We start from the raw sequence: 15,124 nt of genomic DNA on the forward strand, positions 1-15,124 counted from the left end.
GAACGCTTTAATGCGTTCAAGATATGACGCTAATCCAGCACTGATGGGCCGCTCCGCCCAGTCCTCGATCTTGATCTGCTCAAACACATACTTCCACATGCTTCAGACACGACCACATACCCCCCATCCCCGCCCCGTTGATCAGAGTCGACACCTGCCGCTGACGACGCCTCACCTCGACCAAAACGCGACCGCACCTGCGCCACGGGTCGCGGGAACCATGACGATGGGCAACCCTCACAACGTGGCGAGGTAGAACAACAGTTTGGCTGGCAATCGCAAGCGGCGACGCTGGCGTGCGTGTCAGGATGACGCGCACATGGGGCTAATACAGGACAACGATGGCATGAGCGGCGAGTATCACGGCTACGGACAGGCAAGTGGCGGCGGAGGTCATCACGTTTCGCAGCCATCGACTGCGACCTCATGGAAGCGAGCAGCCTTCGCCGCCATCGTTCTTCTATTGACCCTTGCCGCACCGGTGGCGGCAGGTCCGCTTGAGGATGCTACCGCTGCATACGACAGCGGCGACTACGCGGCCGCTCTGCGGCTCTCGGGTCCGCTGGCCGACCAAGGTGTCGCCAGAGCGCAGTTCAATCTCGGCCGCATGTACTACCGAGGCAAAGGCGTGCCGCAGAGCCACGCCGAGGCGGTGAAGTGGTATCGCCTCGCGGCTGACCAAGGCGACGCCCTCGCGCAGAGCAATCTCGGTGTCGCTTACCACAATGGCGAGGGCGTGCCGCAGAACCACGCCGAGGCGACGAAGTGGTATCGCCTCGCCGCTGACCAAGGCGACGCCGACGCGCAGTACAATCTCGGCCTCATGTACCGCGATGGCCATGGGGTCCCGCAGAATTACGCCGAGGCGCTGAAGTGGTTTCGCCTCGCCGCTGACAAAGGCGACGCCGACGCGCAGTACAATCTCGGCCTCATGTACCGCGATGGCGATGGGGTTCCGCAGAATTACGCCGAGGCGCTGAAGTGGCTTCGACTAGCCGCTGACCAAGGCGACGCCGACGCGCAGAACAGCCTCGGTGTCGCGCTCCGCACAGGTAAAGGCGTGCCGCAGGATTACGTCCGTGCACACATGTGGCTCAATCTGTCGGCCGCGCAGGGCGATGAAGATGCTGCCAGAAAAAGAGAAGACACTGCAAAGCTCATGACCCCGGCACAAATCGCGGAAGCCCAGAAGCTGGCGCGAGAGTGGCAAGGTAAGGCCATGGTGATCAGCCGCGCTAAACGGGTCGCAACTTGAACTCGCTCAATCAGGCGAACGCCGGCGATGCGATAGGCAGCTAGTTTTAGAGCGCGCAGCACGGGCAAGCACCGCTATAGATTGCGCGCGGGGCACAACGGAGGCAGCGGCCACCGGCCTGCGGCAACTTGCTACCGCCCGTCGTCCTGCCACGGCATCGGCGGCATTGACGGCACCCCACGCACCGCGCGTTGCTGGACCGGCTCCGTCTGTCGCACCTTCGGTAAACCGAGCGGAATGGTACTGTGCTTTTGGAGGCGAGGATGAATTTCAGACCTACCCGATCGCGCAGCGTCGGCGTTCCGACCCGCGCCGCGATCCGGTTCTACGGTGCGCACTAGCTTCATTTCCCTAGTTGAAGCTCTGCCAACATTCGGTCTAGCCCGGCCCGAAGCGCGGCGACACTGTCTACAACCGCAGAAGTTGAGACGCCGTCCTTCATCGTGAAGATATACCCAGACCCAGAAGCCGGACCTGCATCCGGCGGCCCGAGGTCTCGGAAAACGGTAATGGTCGGGAGTTGGTCGAGGATAAACGCAAGATCATCATAAGGCCGCACGATGACGGGAACATCGACACCGCTGATCTCGACCGCCAGCGTTAGGTCGCCAGCTTCTTCAAGCAATTCGGCAAAACTATCCCAATCGAAATCCTTAACGCACTGCAATTCGGGGCCGGTGTAGAATTCACCATCCCACGTATAGCCGAGATAGCCCGGCAGTTCCTCAATCGGCGTCTCGTAGTCGTCACTTGGATACGGTTCCACTGCATCACCTCCGCTGGGACCCGCGCTGCCCCCTCTGGCACCTATCAGTGGGCCAAGTGGTGGGGTTCTATCTTACGCCATCCCACAACATGTTCATTCTGATCCAGCCTCACCGGTCTCACGGGGTGGGCGGTGCTATATGCGCCCGACGAAGCGGGCCGTCCGTGCAGGGGAGCAGGAAGTGCCCCATGCGCCCGGTTCTTTTACCCTCGGGGTAACTCGGTTGACGTGGGTCACCGGTGTCACATGCGCCCGGCACATCCGGGCAACCGGTGTCAGGAGTAAAATCCAGCCACACTAGGCGGCTCCAAGGCTTCCGCACTCGCCGGCATGAGGGAGATCGCGAACCGACCGTTTGTGGGAGAAGGGGGCCGGCTTTCAGGCGAGCATTTCGGCCGTGTTGAGATCATGAGCTACATCAACGCGCTTTGGCTCACTGCCGGCATTCGCGGGTGTATTGCCGCCGCATTTCTTTCAGTTGCTCCTGTTCAATCCGTGACGTTCGGCTTCTGGTAATCGACCGTTTCGCCTCTTCGCGACAGGCGTCACGCACACTGTCTCCCGTAGTTTCTCGCTGCTGCGCTTCTACGGGACAGGCGAGAAACGCCAAAGACGCAAAGAACAGAGACAGATGGATACGCATCGCCACGTCCTTTGCGAGAGAAGTTCGAGCCCATGACGTTACGGGAATCCACGATCGTGTCTAGCTCGCAACACCGAAAGTGGAGTCGACCATCCGAAGTCAAACATTCGGACCAGTCCCACGATCGCATGAGACTAAAATTCCCGCAGAATTGCCCTGCAACACATTCTGATGATTCGCTAGAAGCTCGAACATGATCGAGTTGCACCGAGGCGGCATCTTCTCCGACGCGAAGATGTCGCACGGTGTGCCTTCCGAGAAGCGCTTGCACTCGGCGGGCGATTGCGCGTCGCCTCTGCGATCTGGCGGCAGCCACTTCGTGCAGCGAAACACTGGGTAGCCCCTTCCCAACCCCATTGGCGGGGGATTGGTCAGGCGCTCCGTCACCGATCCGGGGCTGACGCAGCTTCGTATGGCTTCGTGTCGATAGGGTGCCTTCTAACCGGAGCAGGGACAAGGGTGCGGGACGTGCTTTCCTGCCTCGCGGAACAAGGGGGAAGGGACCGGCGCGTGGCTGGGTGCAACGGCCGCAAATCCAATGCTGGCAGCTATGCCGGCCGTGGGCATGGCAGCGAAGAATGCGGAGGGCGAAAAGGTCAGTGTCCGGCAGTCATATATTCGTCGCGCCCCGGAAGCCGGGCTGCAAGCGTTCATCCGTAACGCATCTCGCGCCGCCTGATCCAACAGGCGCATAGGATTGAACGACCCCGCTCTTGATGTAGAAAATATTGTTGCAGGCAGCGAACGACGACATGCAGCTTGAGAAATCCGAGTAGGTGGCGGCCGAGACAGGGCCTCGGAAAATCGTGCCATTGCCGGAGCAGGATGAAACCTGTCTCCCGTTCACATAGTTACGGATTTTAGTGCCATCAGCGGCCACCGTCTCGACCTTCTGCATGGTCAAGAAGACGGGGTGAAGGTCCAGTTCGTTAACCGAACGCCCCCGCCAAGCCTCTGTATCTTCCGCCCTGACAACGCATCCCGCCAAGGCCAGAGCTAATCCGACGGCCGCGAGTTTCATCCTGAGCACTCCCATAGCGCCACTCTGACGCAGGTTATGGCGCTCGTCTATGTCAATCCCCGCCAGATTTTACGGGTTCGCCTCATGAAGCTCGCCTTCCTGAGGCCTCTCCTCATAGACGCGCTGAGAATTCCCGGCCCTCTAATTTGCCGCCGCGTTCACTTCCGGAAGGCCTTGAGCACCCGCACCGTGATGTCGTGGCGCACGATGTCGGCTACCAGCCCTCGCGCCCTATGAGCAGCCCGAGGAAAAAACTTGTCAGCGTCAGTTGCGCGATGCCGAGAACCAGACTGAGCACTAGGGGCTTCCTGAGATCGAGCACCTGACCCTCCTCTCTGCGGGGGACATCGCCTTACGGATGATAGGACTGCAAATCCTTGCACCTCTCGCCGTGCATCACAAGGCAAGGGCGAGCAACACTTTGGCTGAAAGCAACAAGCTTCGGACGCCGCAGCACCGTATTTTAAGCGGGTCTTATCCGGGACATCCGGCCGCCCTACCGGCATCATCGCGCAGGGCACCGGGGCGGCAGCAGTTGTTAGCAGGAGGACGTTCGCACATGAGCCATTTCAGATCATGGATCATCGGCTGTTCTGACGCCATTTCTAGCTTTCGCTGCACCGGCTAGACTTTGGTCTCTGCTCATTCATCGGCTTCATCATCCCGTTAGTACCATTCATACTGTGGCCGAGGTCCGGTTCGGCATATCCAATAGCTACGGACTGCTTTGAAACCCTAGCTTTCTACCGGGAGGGGCGTGTTCCTCCCCATAGAACGCTCTGCCACCACTGTCTCACTTACCCAAGGAGGGTAACAATGAAACTCCTGCCGATCCTGCTTGCCAGCGCTGCTGTCCTCGCTGGCCTCTTTGCTCCCGCCGCTGCACAAGAGGCAACTCGTGGTCGCCTCATCGGCGACGGGAAGAACACGCCGCGCGAGATCGTCGCGGGCAAGAGCGGTGCAACCCGCACTCTCGAAATTGCAAAGTGGATGACTGAGCGCGGCGCTAAGGTTGCGCGCAACTGCACGCCCGAAGGCGGCTGTGCATGGGTGGCGCGCCTCGTCCTCACCAATGACGAGCACCTCATCCTCAAGACATGGGATGACGGCGAATCAAACTACTGCCGCTCGAACACTCACGTTGACACGCTGTCATGCTACAACATGATCAGCGATGGCTACTTCAAGCAGATATTCGTCACTGCTACAAAGAAGTGGGCCGTTGTCTGGCGGGAGAAGGATGGTTCGTCCGAGCAACCTGCCTCTCGCACGCCCGTGAAGCAGCCGTCCGACATCGAATTATAAGTGAGGTGCTGTCGCTCCATGGCGGCGGCCGGCTCCAGAATGTCGAGCGCCGCAACGCTTGAACGATCTTTATCGTCTCAAGGCTGACAGTGATGATCCGGAGGGTCCGCCAAGCCGCCGGCGCTCCCCGCCGTGATATCCGGCCTGCTTTAGCTCGCCACTTTCACCAGCGCCGCCATCTTGGGATCGTATCGATACTCCGTGATCGTCCCGTCTTTGATGCGCTCAACCGACTCGTCGATGGCGAACACCGGCACGAGAAACCATTCGCGCGGAACGACCGGGTTTCCGAAGCGATCCGTCACCTCGATATCGAGGCGGATGACGTGGAGCCTTAATCCGCGATCAGCGGGTTGAAGTCGTCCTTCACCTTCTGACAGGTCGACTTGCCATTCCGCTTTAGAAACGGCTTCCACACTTCCTCCCGGCCGTAATAGATGGCGAGGTTGCGGTGGAACTCGCTCAATGCGTTGACACATTGATAGGCGAGAGCGGAAGTGTCCTTCGCCAGCTTGATCCGGCAAGCTTTGCGCGCCTCCATCATGAAGGAATGTGTCGCGACGATCTGCCGGCACTGGTTGTAGTCGACACCTTGCGCGGAAGCTGCGGTCGCCATCAGGACAATAATAGTTGCGGTAGCGAGCTTGTGAATTATCATATTGACGGCCGGAGGGAGTTTCCGCCCCTCGTTTAATGCAGCGCGAGCCTTGTGCAACCGCTTCTTTGGTCGGCCGATGCCGGCTCTGTGGCTGCGGCAGGTTCCCTGATGTCGAGCGCCGGCAACCCGCGAATGATCCTCATCGTCTCAGGGCTGACAGTGATGATCCGGCGGGCTTCGTCCGCTCACTCCATCGAGCCTGCCTGACGTGCGCAGCCGTCTTGGGATCGTATCGAGACTCCGTGATCGTCCCGGCTGGTACTCCGGGGCATTATAGCGGCCAGCGGCCATGGCGACAGGGTGAGCGGTTTCCAGACCTCTCCCTTACCCTCTCGGGGTAAGGGCCCCAGACGTCCGGCCTCGATAGCCCGAGACCTCATCATCACGCGCCGACTGCCCGTCGGCAGGGTCTCTCCGCCACCTCCGTCGGGACCGTCACCTCGAATCTGAATGCGGCGAAGGTCATGGTATCGAGCGGTGACCTGCCGCAGAACATCATCGTCCCTTGCGACCGGGTTTCTTTAAGCTGACGGCGTAAGCTACGAGACCGGCACGAAGACCTCCGCGAAGCTCAACCCGCTGATCTCGCAGATCGCGCCAAGAAGGCCAGCGCCTTCATCGTTTGCGTGCCGTCACGAAACTGATCGATCGGCGGTCGGGGCTGGATGCCTTGTGGATTGGGCCGGACACGGCGGCCGGCGCGTCGGAAAGGTCAAACCCCGCCGATATCCACGCAGGGCAGGCGATCCCGCACGCGCTGGGCAGCGTATCGGCTTCATTAACGCGAGCGGCAGTAGTCCCAGCGACAGCCCTTTCTCGGGCACTTCGAGCCCGCCCAGAACGTGATCTCCAAGCACGGAGCAATCGGACATGACGTTGAAGATTGCAGAAGCCGAAGCAATCCTGCGCGCGCGGCTGGGCGAGCCTGTCAAGCCGCCGACCAACTATGTCGTCGGTTTCAAGACGGCATCGGGCAAGATGCTCGCGATCCACCGCGAGGCCAGCGCGGCGCGCATATGGTTTCAGGGCCCCGGCCGCCGAGAATTGACGGGGTGCAGTTGCTCGACCGCCCGTCCAATGCCAACTCGAATATGAACGGGCCGCTTCAGCCTCTCCGCTCGCCATCGACACTACGTGTTGAGGTCATCAGCCACGGTGGACTGGACAGATTTCTCGATTGGTATGCGTGGTAGCGACCCGGTTGCCCCGGATTTGACCAGCCGCATTCCCGGTCAAATCCTTCGAATAGATTCCCGATAACTATCGATGAGGGCCTCGTGGAAGCGCAGTCCCGCATCTGCGATCAATTGAGCGTGCGCGATTAGTTGCGCGGCGATGCTCGTCTCCTGTGAAGCAAACTTCACATTGTGGAGGATTGCCGCACCTATTGAGCCCCCGACGATCGGGCCATTCGTCGGGTTCGCGTCGGGGATCGTTGGGTAAAATCGGGCCTCGTTGGACAGCAGCAAGCCGGAAGTCTCTGAGTCGCTCGTCCAGCCTTCCGTTGCGTATCCATTATCGAATGGACCTGAAATAGGCTGCGAGCCTTCCAGAATCCCAAACACGCGAGGATTAGAATCTTCCGAATATCGGTTAAACGCCCCTCATGAACTACTGTAAAATCGCCAAATCGATCTGATTCTATGCACCTAACTTGGACGTGCTTAAAATCACTCTCAAAAATATCTCGTTCGAGTTTTGGTAAGGTTCTATCCCCACTCCACTCTTCCTTTGGATCGGAAAATGAACAATTATCCGGCCAAAGAAAATCATGAACAAGAAACATATTAAATTTTGGTGACATGTCATTGGGAAAGATTTCTACAAAAACGTCGCACATTTTTGAGAAAAAGCACTGATGCCAATATTCATCTTCTTCTGGTAGCCCGCCGTATTCTTTAATAATTTTCTCGATCCACTTTATTCCCTTTTGTTGGGCCTTTTCTGCTTTGTCAGTATAATCACCGGACGCCAGTAGTGATCCAATTTCTGTGGGCACCAAAAAAATACGGGCTTCGGTTGTGATCGCTACGCGACCGATCTTGATACGGGGATTCGCCCAAGCAAGACGGGACGAGGGATGCTCGGTTACAAAGCGAGCCGCCACCACCCAATCATTGAAGCGTGTTGAAAGTAACGATGGCGGAAACTCGCCTGCACTGCCGTAGGGCGAGGGGCCAACCGTTGGAAGCTCGCTTTCGGTCATGGCATCCACAAAGAACGGCGACGTTTCGAGGACACGCCATAGCTCGACGAGCCGAGTGCGCTCGACGATAGCGGCGGACAAGCGGGCGGCGAAATCATCCAGCAGGGATTTCGCGGTCTGATCCTGTGGGTCGAGCGGCACGAAGGCCGGCGCGAAAGACGAGCCCTCGGCCAGCTTCTTGATCGCTCTGCGCTCCTCGGCCTCGATGCGGTCCGGTTGATCTGATCCGATTATGAGCCGAGCAGCCGCACGGGCCAGCGTCACGAAGGTGCTTGGGCGCGAGCCATACTCTCCATCCTTGGTCGAGGCTGGTGCAGCCTCACCGGGAAGGCGAAAGTAGCGCTTACGCTTCTCCCAGATTCCATCGAGGCGGGACCCAGTGATGATCCTTTGCGCCCCGGCTAATGGGTCGCTTGGGTTCACCATTGCAGCCAGCCGACCCAAATTCTCCGCGAACTTTGCCTTGTCACTGCCGTCCAACCGGCTGCGCTCTAGGATGCGGCTCCCAAGCCTCCCACCCTGCTTCGGGAATTCGATAACGTTATCGCGCATTGGTCGCTCTCAATGCTCCAGCTTGTAGTTGGTGACGATGTTCGCGCCATCGGTAATCAGTGCCAGACGCCGGCAGCGATCGGCGAGTTGCGCAGAGATGAGTCCCAACCGGCGCAGTTCGGACATTCGCCTATCGGAAATCATCAATCTGTAGCACCCGCCACCGACCGCCTGCTCGCGATCTCCATAGGCGAACACGGCATCCCGTTGTTCCTGACGGATTCCGCGCTGCTGACAGCGCCGGCCCGCGTGAGCCGTCAAAGCCGGCGACGAAGGGAATAGTTTGCGTCTCTCGCGCATCACAAGCCTCCTTGAATGCGCTGATTATGATGGTTCCCTTCAAACTCGCACGTCCAATCTGGAATTTTATCTGGCAGGAAGTGGCGATCTTTCTGGCAAGATTGGTGGGCGCAATTTGGCAATCGATATGGCAACGGGCAGGCACCGCGCATGAGGCAACTTGCCGCCGAGCATCGAAACTGGCCTTCGACATCGTATCCCCCCAGTTCGGTGGCGAACTCCTCAGGCCCTTCATCCTGCCGGTTCATCAATGCCGACGCCGTTGGGCTTAGCGCGATCCTGCAAGTGAATGGTCCGCACCGTGGTTGGAATATCGGGAGGACAGCCGACCGCGTCGGCTTGACCTCGCATCGTCGTGTCGGAGTTCTGGATGGGCCAGCACCGGGGCACTGGAGCGGCATGGGAGCGGAATGGGTGGCAGCGATCAGGCGTGAGTGAGCGCATCGAACCCAGTTGTTTAGCGTCGTACCCTGTACTTGACGTCGCCTCACCTCGACCGCGACGCTGACCGTGCCAGCGTCACCGGGCGCGGGAACCGGGACGATGAGAAATCGCCACAACGTGGCGACGTGGGACAACAGTTTGGCTGACAATCGCAAGCGGCGACGCTTCCGTGCGTGGTAGGACGGCGCGCGTTTCGGGCGAGTACAGGACAACGATGTCATGAGGGGCGAGCATCACTGCGACGGACAGGCAACCGACGGCGGACGGCATCACGTCTCGCAGCCATCGACTTTGACCCCATGGATGCGAGCGGCCTTCGCCGCCGTCGTCCTGCTATTGAGCCTTGCCGCGCCCGTGGCGGCAGGGCCGCTTGAGGACGCTGACGCTGCATACAAAGGGCGCGACTACGCTGCCGCTCTGCGGCTGTCACGTCCGCTGGCCGAACAAGGTGTCGCCAAGGCGCAGACCATTCTCGGCGACATGTACGAAAATGGCCGGGGCGTGCCGCAGAACTACGCCGAGGCGCTGAAGTGGCAGCGCCTCGGCTGACCAAGGCCTCGCCATCGCGCAGAACAGTCTCGGCAGCACGTACCGCTTTGGGCTTGGTGTCCCGAAGGATTACGCCGAGGCGGTGAGGTGGTATCGCCTCGCCGCTGACCAAGGCCTCGCCGACGCGCAGAGCAGCCTCGGTGTCATGTACTTCAAATGGTTTTGGAGTGGTGCAGGACTATGTCTGTGCGCACATGTGGCTCAACTTGCGTCCACGGGGGGGAGCATCAATTGGAAGCGGGATTCAGAGATTTGCTTGAAAAGCAAATGACCCCCGCAGAAGTCGCAGACGCTTGGAAGCTTGCGCGCGAGTGGCAACCCAAGCGGCCCTGATAGGCTGGGTAGGCATCAACCACGGACGGCCCGTCGAGAGAACCGGCAGCGGCGCACCGTCACCGCGTCACGGCTGACGCTACGTTGAAGTAGCACGCCGCGAGCAAGTACAGGAAAACGATGACATGAGTGGCGAGCATCATTGCGATGGACAGGCAAGTGGCGGCGGACGTCATCACGTTTCGCAGCCATCTACTGCGACCTCATGGACGCGAGCAGCCTTCGCCGCCATCGTTCTGCTATTGAGCTTTGTTGCCCCGGTGGCTGCGGGGCCGCTTGAGGACGGCCGCGCTGCGTACGACAGGAATGACTACGCTACTGCACTGCGGCTTTTGCGTCCGCTTGCCGATCAGGGCGACGCCAGCGCACAGTACAATCTCGGTCTCATGTACCGATGGGGCAAGGGTGTGCCGAAGAATCAATCCGAGGCCTTGAAGTGGTACCGCCTTGCCGCCGATCAGGGCGACGCCAGCGCACAGAGCGATCTCGGTGGCGCTTACCTCACAGGCGTGGGTGTGCCGAAGAACCGATCCGAGGCCTTGAAGTGGTTCCGCCTCGCCGCCGATCAGGGTCACGCCCACGCGCAACTTATTCTCGGCCTCACGTACCGCCATGGCGAGGGCGCGCCGCAGAACTACGCCGAGGCGCTGAAGTGGTTTCGCCTCGCTGCCAATCAGGGCGTGGACACCGCGCAGTACTATTTCGGTCTCATGTACTACTCGGGCGATGGCGTGCCGCAGAACTACGCCGAGGCGCTGAAGTGGTTTCGCCTCGCCGCCGATCAGGGCGACGCCAGCGCACACTACAATCTCGGTCTCATGTACTACTCGGGCAATGGCGTGCCGCAGAACTACGCCGAGGCGCTGAAGTGGTTTCGCCTTGCTCACGATCAGGGCAGCGACCGCGCTCAGTTAAATATCGGAGACATGTACTACCATGGCAAAGGCGTGCCGCAGAACCGATCCGAGGCAGTGAAGTGGTACCGCTTCGCCGCCGATCGGGGCGACACCAACGTGCAGATCAATCTCGGTCTCATGTTGCGCGATGGCGATGGCGTGCCGCACAACTACCCCGAGGCGCTGAAGTGGTTTCGCCGCGCCGCCGATCGGGGCGACGCCAGCGCATACTACCATCTCGGTGGCGCGTACCTCAAAGGCGAGGGCGTGACGCAGGATTACGTCAGCGCGCACATGTGGTTCAATTTGTCAGCCGCGCAGGGCAATGGAGATGCTGCGAAAAGCAGAGACGAAATTGCAAAGCGCATGACCCCCGAGCAAATCGCGGAGGGCCAGAAGGTGGCGCGTGAGTGGCAACCCAAGTGGCCCTGATCACGCGCGCCGGCCATAGGAGTGTGACAATCGCCTTCCGGCGCTCTCCAGATCGCGTGATGCTATCGAACATCGTCCCCGTGGATCGCGAGAAGATACGAGACGTGAGAGTTAGGAGGCCGCCGACATCTCGGGGTCTCGCTCGAAATGTCGGCGGCCGACCCGCCGCCGGGGAAAGCGCGGTCATCTCGATGGTTGCCCAATTTTGTGACATGATCACGACAAGCTGATTTGCGGCGGCTGTCAGGCCGGCACCTTCCTCCGATCAAGGCCTATGAACTTGGGTCAGTACAGACCCCCGTTTCTGCATGGGACGACGCTACCATCGGGTAATCGGCAGGCAACGACCATTTGGCACGATACTGCTCGGGCGTCATGCCGAGAGCCGCGAGATACGCTTCACCGGGGCCCAACCAAGGGCGACGTCGACCGGATCGTGCTGACCGTCCTCGGGATGGTCGCCGAAATGGAGCGGACCTTCATCCGACGGGCAACTAGCCCAGTGACCGGATCATGCCGAATGTGCGATCATGATCCTCCGTGCAACGATGCCGGCCCATGGCGACGGGCTGCACCATGTTCGTCTTGTGATGGGCCGCCGTCATTCGTTCAAACGAATCAGCGGAATCCAAGTCTTCCGGGATACGATAGAACTCGACCTCGACGGGTTTGACGGTCTTCAGGTGAGCGAGAGCGCAACCCATCTCAATACTCCTCCGGCAGAAGGATCGTGGTCACGCTGCGATCCTGCGTCGTCCAGAGCCAGACCTCACGATTCCCGACCGTGTAGCAAGAGAGCAGGAAGTCGCCCGTGGCGACCCCCTCATCATTCGCCGCGCAATCCTCGACAGGCATATCACCCCAATCTCCCGAGGCATGCCTCGCGACGAGCGAGCCGAAATCCTCGCCGGCCTTGGCAAGAGCGAGGATTCCGGGCGTCATGACCAGTCGGCCGAGTTCAAACAGTTTGGGGTTCATCGCGGTCATCTTGATCGTGGTCGAAGTGAGGGTCTTCAAGTTATTGATCTTGTTCATGCTGTTCTCCAGACGTGTTTCTGCGGCGACCGAAGCGGGAGTGCTGCGGCCTCGAAGTGTTTATTGGCGATGGTGATTGGGCGCGGAGGGCCGACTAGGCCGCTTGAAGAGCCAGCGCGACCCTGAGAATCTCCAAGGTGCATGACCGCATCGTCAGCGTTGCCCGCCTTGATGTTGAAGACTTCGGTATTAAACGGCGACGGGCCAGTCGCGCTCGGCCGGACTTCGATCACGCAGAAGCGAGGGCCGCCGGCAACATGGTGGGTCGAGGCCAGCGCGGACAGCAATTTGGCCCCTTCGCCGGAATTGCCATACTTGAAGAACATGTCGGCGATGAATTGTTCGTGAAACTGGCGGAAATGATGGAGGAAATTGCCGGAAGTCGGGAGCTTATTCCTCAGTTCTCGCTTCAATCTCGGCAAAAGTTTCCGGGAAATGTGGATGTGGTCGCGGTTGAACAGAATGATTTCGACGATCTTGAGGCCCGGAATATAGAGGCCATAGACGCAGGTAGATTTAGGCAGCTTCAACATTATTTCTCCATGCTTGTTTCAGCAACGGCCGGAGCCCGATTGCCCCGGCCTGAATCATGCTCGTGCTTCAAATGAGGTTGGTGACGGCCGCGTGACCGGCTCGAACACTTCGGCGAAGATTGAACCCGCTGACTTTGCGGATCGCGCCAAGCAGGCCAGTGTCTTGATCGTTTGCGTCCGATAGCTCAAAGCCGCGCAACGGAAGGCGACCCGCAGGGCCCGACGGTCTCGTTATCGCGCCGATCACCGTCGCCAACGCCAACGCCAACGAAGGCAGCCGTACTCGGCCCGACGGGTGGTCCGACGGAGACGACCCGTTTTCTGCGGTGCAGGCTTGGAGACCACCACGGGCTCCTTTGCACGGGTATCAGTCACAATAGGCAAGTCTCGGTTGGGTTTCTTCGCGCGGCGAACCCGAGGCTTCGCCTCCCACTCTTCGCCATCGTTCTGCACGACAAACCCAGACCGGTCGCGCTTCGCCATTCCGCCCTTTGGCCTCAAGGCGACAATGAAGCCGCCCCGCTCCGGGTTTCCCTTCTCGTCAAGATGTCGAAGGTCGTGGTCGTCGCCGTTGATGACGCGATATCCCAGCCACTTCGGTCCGGGATTTTGCGCGAAGACGATCGCAACATTGAAGCCATCCTTCAGGAGACCTTCACAGTCGGGCCAATTGAGTTCGGAACGAGAGAAGGTGAGATGAAGGTTCGACGGATAAGAACTCCGCATCCGCCGGGCAATCTTCGTATACTCAACGAACAAGACGTCCGGAAATGCCTCGTAGAGCGATTTGCCCTTATTGCCGCCCTCCTTGAACCGGAAAGCGGGACCGGCGAAATCGAGATCAGAACATCCATTGAGCCGAACACAAAGCCGCATCCCCTTAATCTGAGCCCGAGCCCAAAGCGCCTCAATCTCGCGGGCCAGTAAGTTCAGATACTCTTCGCGCGTCCCCGAATTGAGCAGCATCAGAGTCCTCGCCACCCGGATTTGGCGGTTCCGCTGCATTTGCCCGAGTCCGGAGAACCAGCCGAGGCAAAGCGCCCGGCATGTCGGAGTGGAATTGCTGCAAACATTCGCACCCGAAAGGCTCGCCGGGGCGAGGTACTGGATCGCATTCACATAACCCAGCTTGGTCGCACCCAAAGCCTTCGGCCAGTTTACGCAGAGCGCGCTTTGAACGTGAGGAACGAAACCGCTGACAGTACGCCGAGCATGCGGCGGGGCGAGCTTGCTCCCGCGCTGATCGAGCGCTCGCACCCGGATGGGACCGACGGACTTGGTTTCCGAAACGAACTTCATACTGGACATCTCCCTGTTAGGGCGATCGAGCGGATCGCCGTGAGAGAGACCTTGCTTGGGCGGGAGCGGGAACCTGCGGACCCACCTCCTGTCAGTTTTAGTTTTTCAACAGCCAGACACGCCATCGAGTGGCGCGATTCTGTCTGAGCCGTATATCGTTCACTCGGACGAGGCACTGAGTGGACAAAATGGCTATCTCGCTTTTGATGCACGGCTATGTGCTGGCTCGCGGCTCATCGAACACGCGCGACAACCCGAATTCGAAGTGGAACAGCGATGCGATCGGCAGAATAATCTCGCTCGCAAATTGTATTAACCGCATGCCCTTCGATGTACTTCGTAGAGGTTTTATCTATGACTCTGATCCCTCATCGAATAGAATCTCAGTTCTACAAGAAATATGGTTAGAAACCGATCCTCAATATAGGAGCGGATTTTTTGCGATGATGGATTCTATCAAACGGCGCTCGAAAGAAGATGCCACAATAATAATTAATGATTTTGACGTTTTCAATATTCCAAGAAACAAGACCGATCTTTTTGACGATGAGTATGAGATTGATGGTGATCAGAATTCTGCTGTAATGAGAGCGATGTTTAATTCAATATTGATGTCACGTTCATCAATATTGTCGGTAGAATCTCCGATATGCAAATTGATTCAAGCAGCAAACCCAGAATTTATTACTGATAGTCAAATCAATAGTCTTGTTACGCAAGCCGTCGGCGGTCGCTCATTTATCGAAAGAAAATTAAACTCTTTCAAAACGGCTTCTGAAGGTCGACCTGCGCGTAACCAAAAACTAGGGCACGTCACTTGTTATAGATTGCGGGATGACGTTCGTTACGTCGCTAGACATGTAAATCGAAGCGAACCATACGGTTGAGTTATCGCTA

At 58.9% G+C, this 15,124-nt stretch carries 18 protein-coding genes and 1 pseudogene; 7 read left to right on the forward strand and 12 right to left on the reverse strand.

Annotated elements, in window-relative coordinates; translation table 11 throughout:
- Positions 1–346: 346 nt before the first annotated feature.
- The gene (locus AC2FAN_RS26745; RefSeq protein ID WP_485177007.1) at positions 347–1,255 is read left to right on the forward strand and encodes a tetratricopeptide repeat protein; all 909 of its coding nucleotides are present in this window, start codon (positions 347–349) and stop codon (positions 1,253–1,255) included.
- 343 nt (positions 1,256–1,598) lie between these two features.
- Here AC2FAN_RS26745 and AC2FAN_RS26750 read toward each other — a convergent pair whose 3' ends face one another.
- From AC2FAN_RS26750 to AC2FAN_RS26760, 3 genes are all read right to left on the reverse strand, one after another.
- Positions 1,599–2,021: a hypothetical protein gene (locus AC2FAN_RS26750; protein ID WP_485177008.1), complete on the reverse strand. Its 423-nt coding sequence runs from the start codon at positions 2,019–2,021 to the stop codon at positions 1,599–1,601.
- A 433-nt stretch (positions 2,022–2,454) separates the two neighbouring features.
- Positions 2,455–2,664, reverse strand: coding sequence for a hypothetical protein (locus AC2FAN_RS26755; RefSeq protein ID WP_485177009.1), 210 nt, complete (start codon positions 2,662–2,664; stop codon positions 2,455–2,457).
- 610 nt (positions 2,665–3,274) lie between these two features.
- Complete coding sequence (locus tag AC2FAN_RS26760) at positions 3,275–3,685, reverse strand: hypothetical protein (RefSeq protein WP_485177010.1); 411 nt, start codon at positions 3,683–3,685, stop codon at positions 3,275–3,277.
- A gap of 816 nt (positions 3,686–4,501) precedes the next feature.
- On the opposite strand from AC2FAN_RS26760, the gene AC2FAN_RS26765 reads away from it, so the two are divergent.
- A complete protein-coding gene (locus AC2FAN_RS26765; RefSeq protein ID WP_485177011.1) occupies positions 4,502–4,990 on the forward strand; it encodes a hypothetical protein in 489 nt (162 codons plus the stop codon).
- A gap of 149 nt (positions 4,991–5,139) precedes the next feature.
- On the opposite strand, the gene AC2FAN_RS26770 is transcribed toward AC2FAN_RS26765, so the two are convergent.
- Both AC2FAN_RS26770 and AC2FAN_RS26775 read right to left on the reverse strand, forming a co-directional pair.
- On the reverse strand, positions 5,140–5,295 hold the full coding sequence (locus AC2FAN_RS26770; protein ID WP_485177012.1) for a hypothetical protein: 156 nt from the start codon (positions 5,293–5,295) through the stop codon (positions 5,140–5,142).
- A gap of 29 nt (positions 5,296–5,324) precedes the next feature.
- On the reverse strand, positions 5,325–5,606 hold the full coding sequence (locus AC2FAN_RS26775) for a hypothetical protein (protein ID WP_485177013.1): 282 nt from the start codon (positions 5,604–5,606) through the stop codon (positions 5,325–5,327).
- Positions 5,607–6,518: 912 nt separating this feature from the next.
- Here AC2FAN_RS26775 and AC2FAN_RS26780 point away from each other — a divergent pair.
- Entirely contained in the window at positions 6,519–6,743 is a 225-nt protein-coding gene (locus AC2FAN_RS26780) for a hypothetical protein (protein ID WP_485177014.1), read from the forward strand.
- Between the two features lie 289 nt (positions 6,744–7,032).
- On the opposite strand, the gene AC2FAN_RS26785 is transcribed toward AC2FAN_RS26780, so the two are convergent.
- Positions 7,033–8,406 carry a hypothetical protein gene (locus tag AC2FAN_RS26785; protein ID WP_485177015.1) on the reverse strand — a complete coding sequence of 458 codons (1,374 nt, stop codon included), beginning with the start codon at positions 8,404–8,406 and terminating at the stop codon, positions 7,033–7,035.
- A gap of 9 nt (positions 8,407–8,415) precedes the next feature.
- Positions 8,416–8,706 carry a hypothetical protein gene (locus AC2FAN_RS26790; RefSeq protein WP_485177016.1) on the reverse strand — a complete coding sequence of 97 codons (291 nt, stop codon included), beginning with the start codon at positions 8,704–8,706 and terminating at the stop codon, positions 8,416–8,418.
- A 663-nt stretch (positions 8,707–9,369) separates the two neighbouring features.
- On the opposite strand from AC2FAN_RS26790, the gene AC2FAN_RS26795 reads away from it, so the two are divergent.
- From AC2FAN_RS26795 to AC2FAN_RS26805, 3 genes are all read left to right on the forward strand, one after another.
- Entirely contained in the window at positions 9,370–9,699 is a 330-nt protein-coding gene (locus AC2FAN_RS26795) for a hypothetical protein (protein ID WP_485177017.1), read from the forward strand.
- A 13-nt stretch (positions 9,700–9,712) separates the two neighbouring features.
- Positions 9,713–9,970: a tetratricopeptide repeat protein gene (locus AC2FAN_RS26800; RefSeq protein WP_485177036.1), complete on the forward strand. Its 258-nt coding sequence runs from the start codon at positions 9,713–9,715 to the stop codon at positions 9,968–9,970.
- Positions 9,971–10,157: 187 nt separating this feature from the next.
- Entirely contained in the window at positions 10,158–11,360 is a 1,203-nt protein-coding gene (locus AC2FAN_RS26805; protein WP_485177018.1) for a tetratricopeptide repeat protein, read from the forward strand.
- A 272-nt stretch (positions 11,361–11,632) separates the two neighbouring features.
- Here the strand turns inward: AC2FAN_RS26805 and AC2FAN_RS26810 are convergent.
- From AC2FAN_RS26810 to AC2FAN_RS26830, 5 genes and pseudogenes are all read right to left on the reverse strand, one after another.
- Positions 11,633–11,755: pseudogene (locus tag AC2FAN_RS26810) on the reverse strand (MucR family transcriptional regulator); the annotation flags it as partial.
- Between the two features lie 99 nt (positions 11,756–11,854).
- Positions 11,855–12,064, reverse strand: coding sequence for a hypothetical protein (locus AC2FAN_RS26815; protein ID WP_485177019.1), 210 nt, complete (start codon positions 12,062–12,064; stop codon positions 11,855–11,857).
- 1 nt (position 12,065) lies between these two features.
- Entirely contained in the window at positions 12,066–12,395 is a 330-nt protein-coding gene (locus AC2FAN_RS26820) for a hypothetical protein (protein ID WP_485177020.1), read from the reverse strand.
- Positions 12,392–12,928: a hypothetical protein gene (locus AC2FAN_RS26825; protein ID WP_485177021.1), complete on the reverse strand. Its 537-nt coding sequence runs from the start codon at positions 12,926–12,928 to the stop codon at positions 12,392–12,394. The genes AC2FAN_RS26820 and AC2FAN_RS26825 overlap by 4 nt, the downstream gene beginning before the upstream one ends.
- Positions 12,929–13,171: 243 nt before the next feature.
- Positions 13,172–14,227 carry a GP88 family protein gene (locus AC2FAN_RS26830; protein ID WP_485177022.1) on the reverse strand — a complete coding sequence of 352 codons (1,056 nt, stop codon included), beginning with the start codon at positions 14,225–14,227 and terminating at the stop codon, positions 13,172–13,174.
- Between the two features lie 188 nt (positions 14,228–14,415).
- Between AC2FAN_RS26830 and AC2FAN_RS26835 the strand changes: the two genes are divergently transcribed.
- Positions 14,416–15,114 carry a hypothetical protein gene (locus AC2FAN_RS26835; protein ID WP_485177023.1) on the forward strand — a complete coding sequence of 233 codons (699 nt, stop codon included), beginning with the start codon at positions 14,416–14,418 and terminating at the stop codon, positions 15,112–15,114.
- Positions 15,115–15,124: the final 10 nt, after the last annotated feature.

It is taken from the genome of Allobosea sp. RIT-PG3_2, from assembly GCF_057321085.1.

What these genes read in the sequence shown, in the direction of transcription:
- AC2FAN_RS26765 (WP_485177011.1), top strand. Translation starts at nt 4,502, where the DNA reads ATGAAACTCCTGCCGATCCTGCTTGCCAGCGCTGCTGTCCTCGCTGGC.
- AC2FAN_RS26745 (WP_485177007.1), top strand. Translation starts at nt 347, where the DNA reads ATGAGCGGCGAGTATCACGGCTACGGACAGGCAAGTGGCGGCGGAGGT.
- AC2FAN_RS26755 (WP_485177009.1), bottom strand. Translation starts at nt 2,664, where the DNA reads ATGCGTATCCATCTGTCTCTGTTCTTTGCGTCTTTGGCGTTTCTCGCC.
- AC2FAN_RS26780 (WP_485177014.1), top strand. Translation starts at nt 6,519, where the DNA reads ATGACGTTGAAGATTGCAGAAGCCGAAGCAATCCTGCGCGCGCGGCTG.
- AC2FAN_RS26760 (WP_485177010.1), bottom strand. Translation starts at nt 3,685, where the DNA reads ATGAAACTCGCGGCCGTCGGATTAGCTCTGGCCTTGGCGGGATGCGTT.
- AC2FAN_RS26815 (WP_485177019.1), bottom strand. Translation starts at nt 12,064, where the DNA reads ATGGGTTGCGCTCTCGCTCACCTGAAGACCGTCAAACCCGTCGAGGTC.
- AC2FAN_RS26820 (WP_485177020.1), bottom strand. Translation starts at nt 12,395, where the DNA reads ATGAACAAGATCAATAACTTGAAGACCCTCACTTCGACCACGATCAAG.
- AC2FAN_RS26775 (WP_485177013.1), bottom strand. Translation starts at nt 5,606, where the DNA reads ATGGCGACCGCAGCTTCCGCGCAAGGTGTCGACTACAACCAGTGCCGG.
- AC2FAN_RS26785 (WP_485177015.1), bottom strand. Translation starts at nt 8,406, where the DNA reads ATGCGCGATAACGTTATCGAATTCCCGAAGCAGGGTGGGAGGCTTGGG.
- AC2FAN_RS26825 (WP_485177021.1), bottom strand. Translation starts at nt 12,928, where the DNA reads ATGTTGAAGCTGCCTAAATCTACCTGCGTCTATGGCCTCTATATTCCG.
- AC2FAN_RS26830 (WP_485177022.1), bottom strand. Translation starts at nt 14,227, where the DNA reads ATGAAGTTCGTTTCGGAAACCAAGTCCGTCGGTCCCATCCGGGTGCGA.
- AC2FAN_RS26805 (WP_485177018.1), top strand. Translation starts at nt 10,158, where the DNA reads ATGAGTGGCGAGCATCATTGCGATGGACAGGCAAGTGGCGGCGGACGT.
- AC2FAN_RS26835 (WP_485177023.1), top strand. Translation starts at nt 14,416, where the DNA reads ATGGCTATCTCGCTTTTGATGCACGGCTATGTGCTGGCTCGCGGCTCA.
- AC2FAN_RS26795 (WP_485177017.1), top strand. Translation starts at nt 9,370, where the DNA reads ATGAGGGGCGAGCATCACTGCGACGGACAGGCAACCGACGGCGGACGG.
- AC2FAN_RS26790 (WP_485177016.1), bottom strand. Translation starts at nt 8,706, where the DNA reads ATGCGCGAGAGACGCAAACTATTCCCTTCGTCGCCGGCTTTGACGGCT.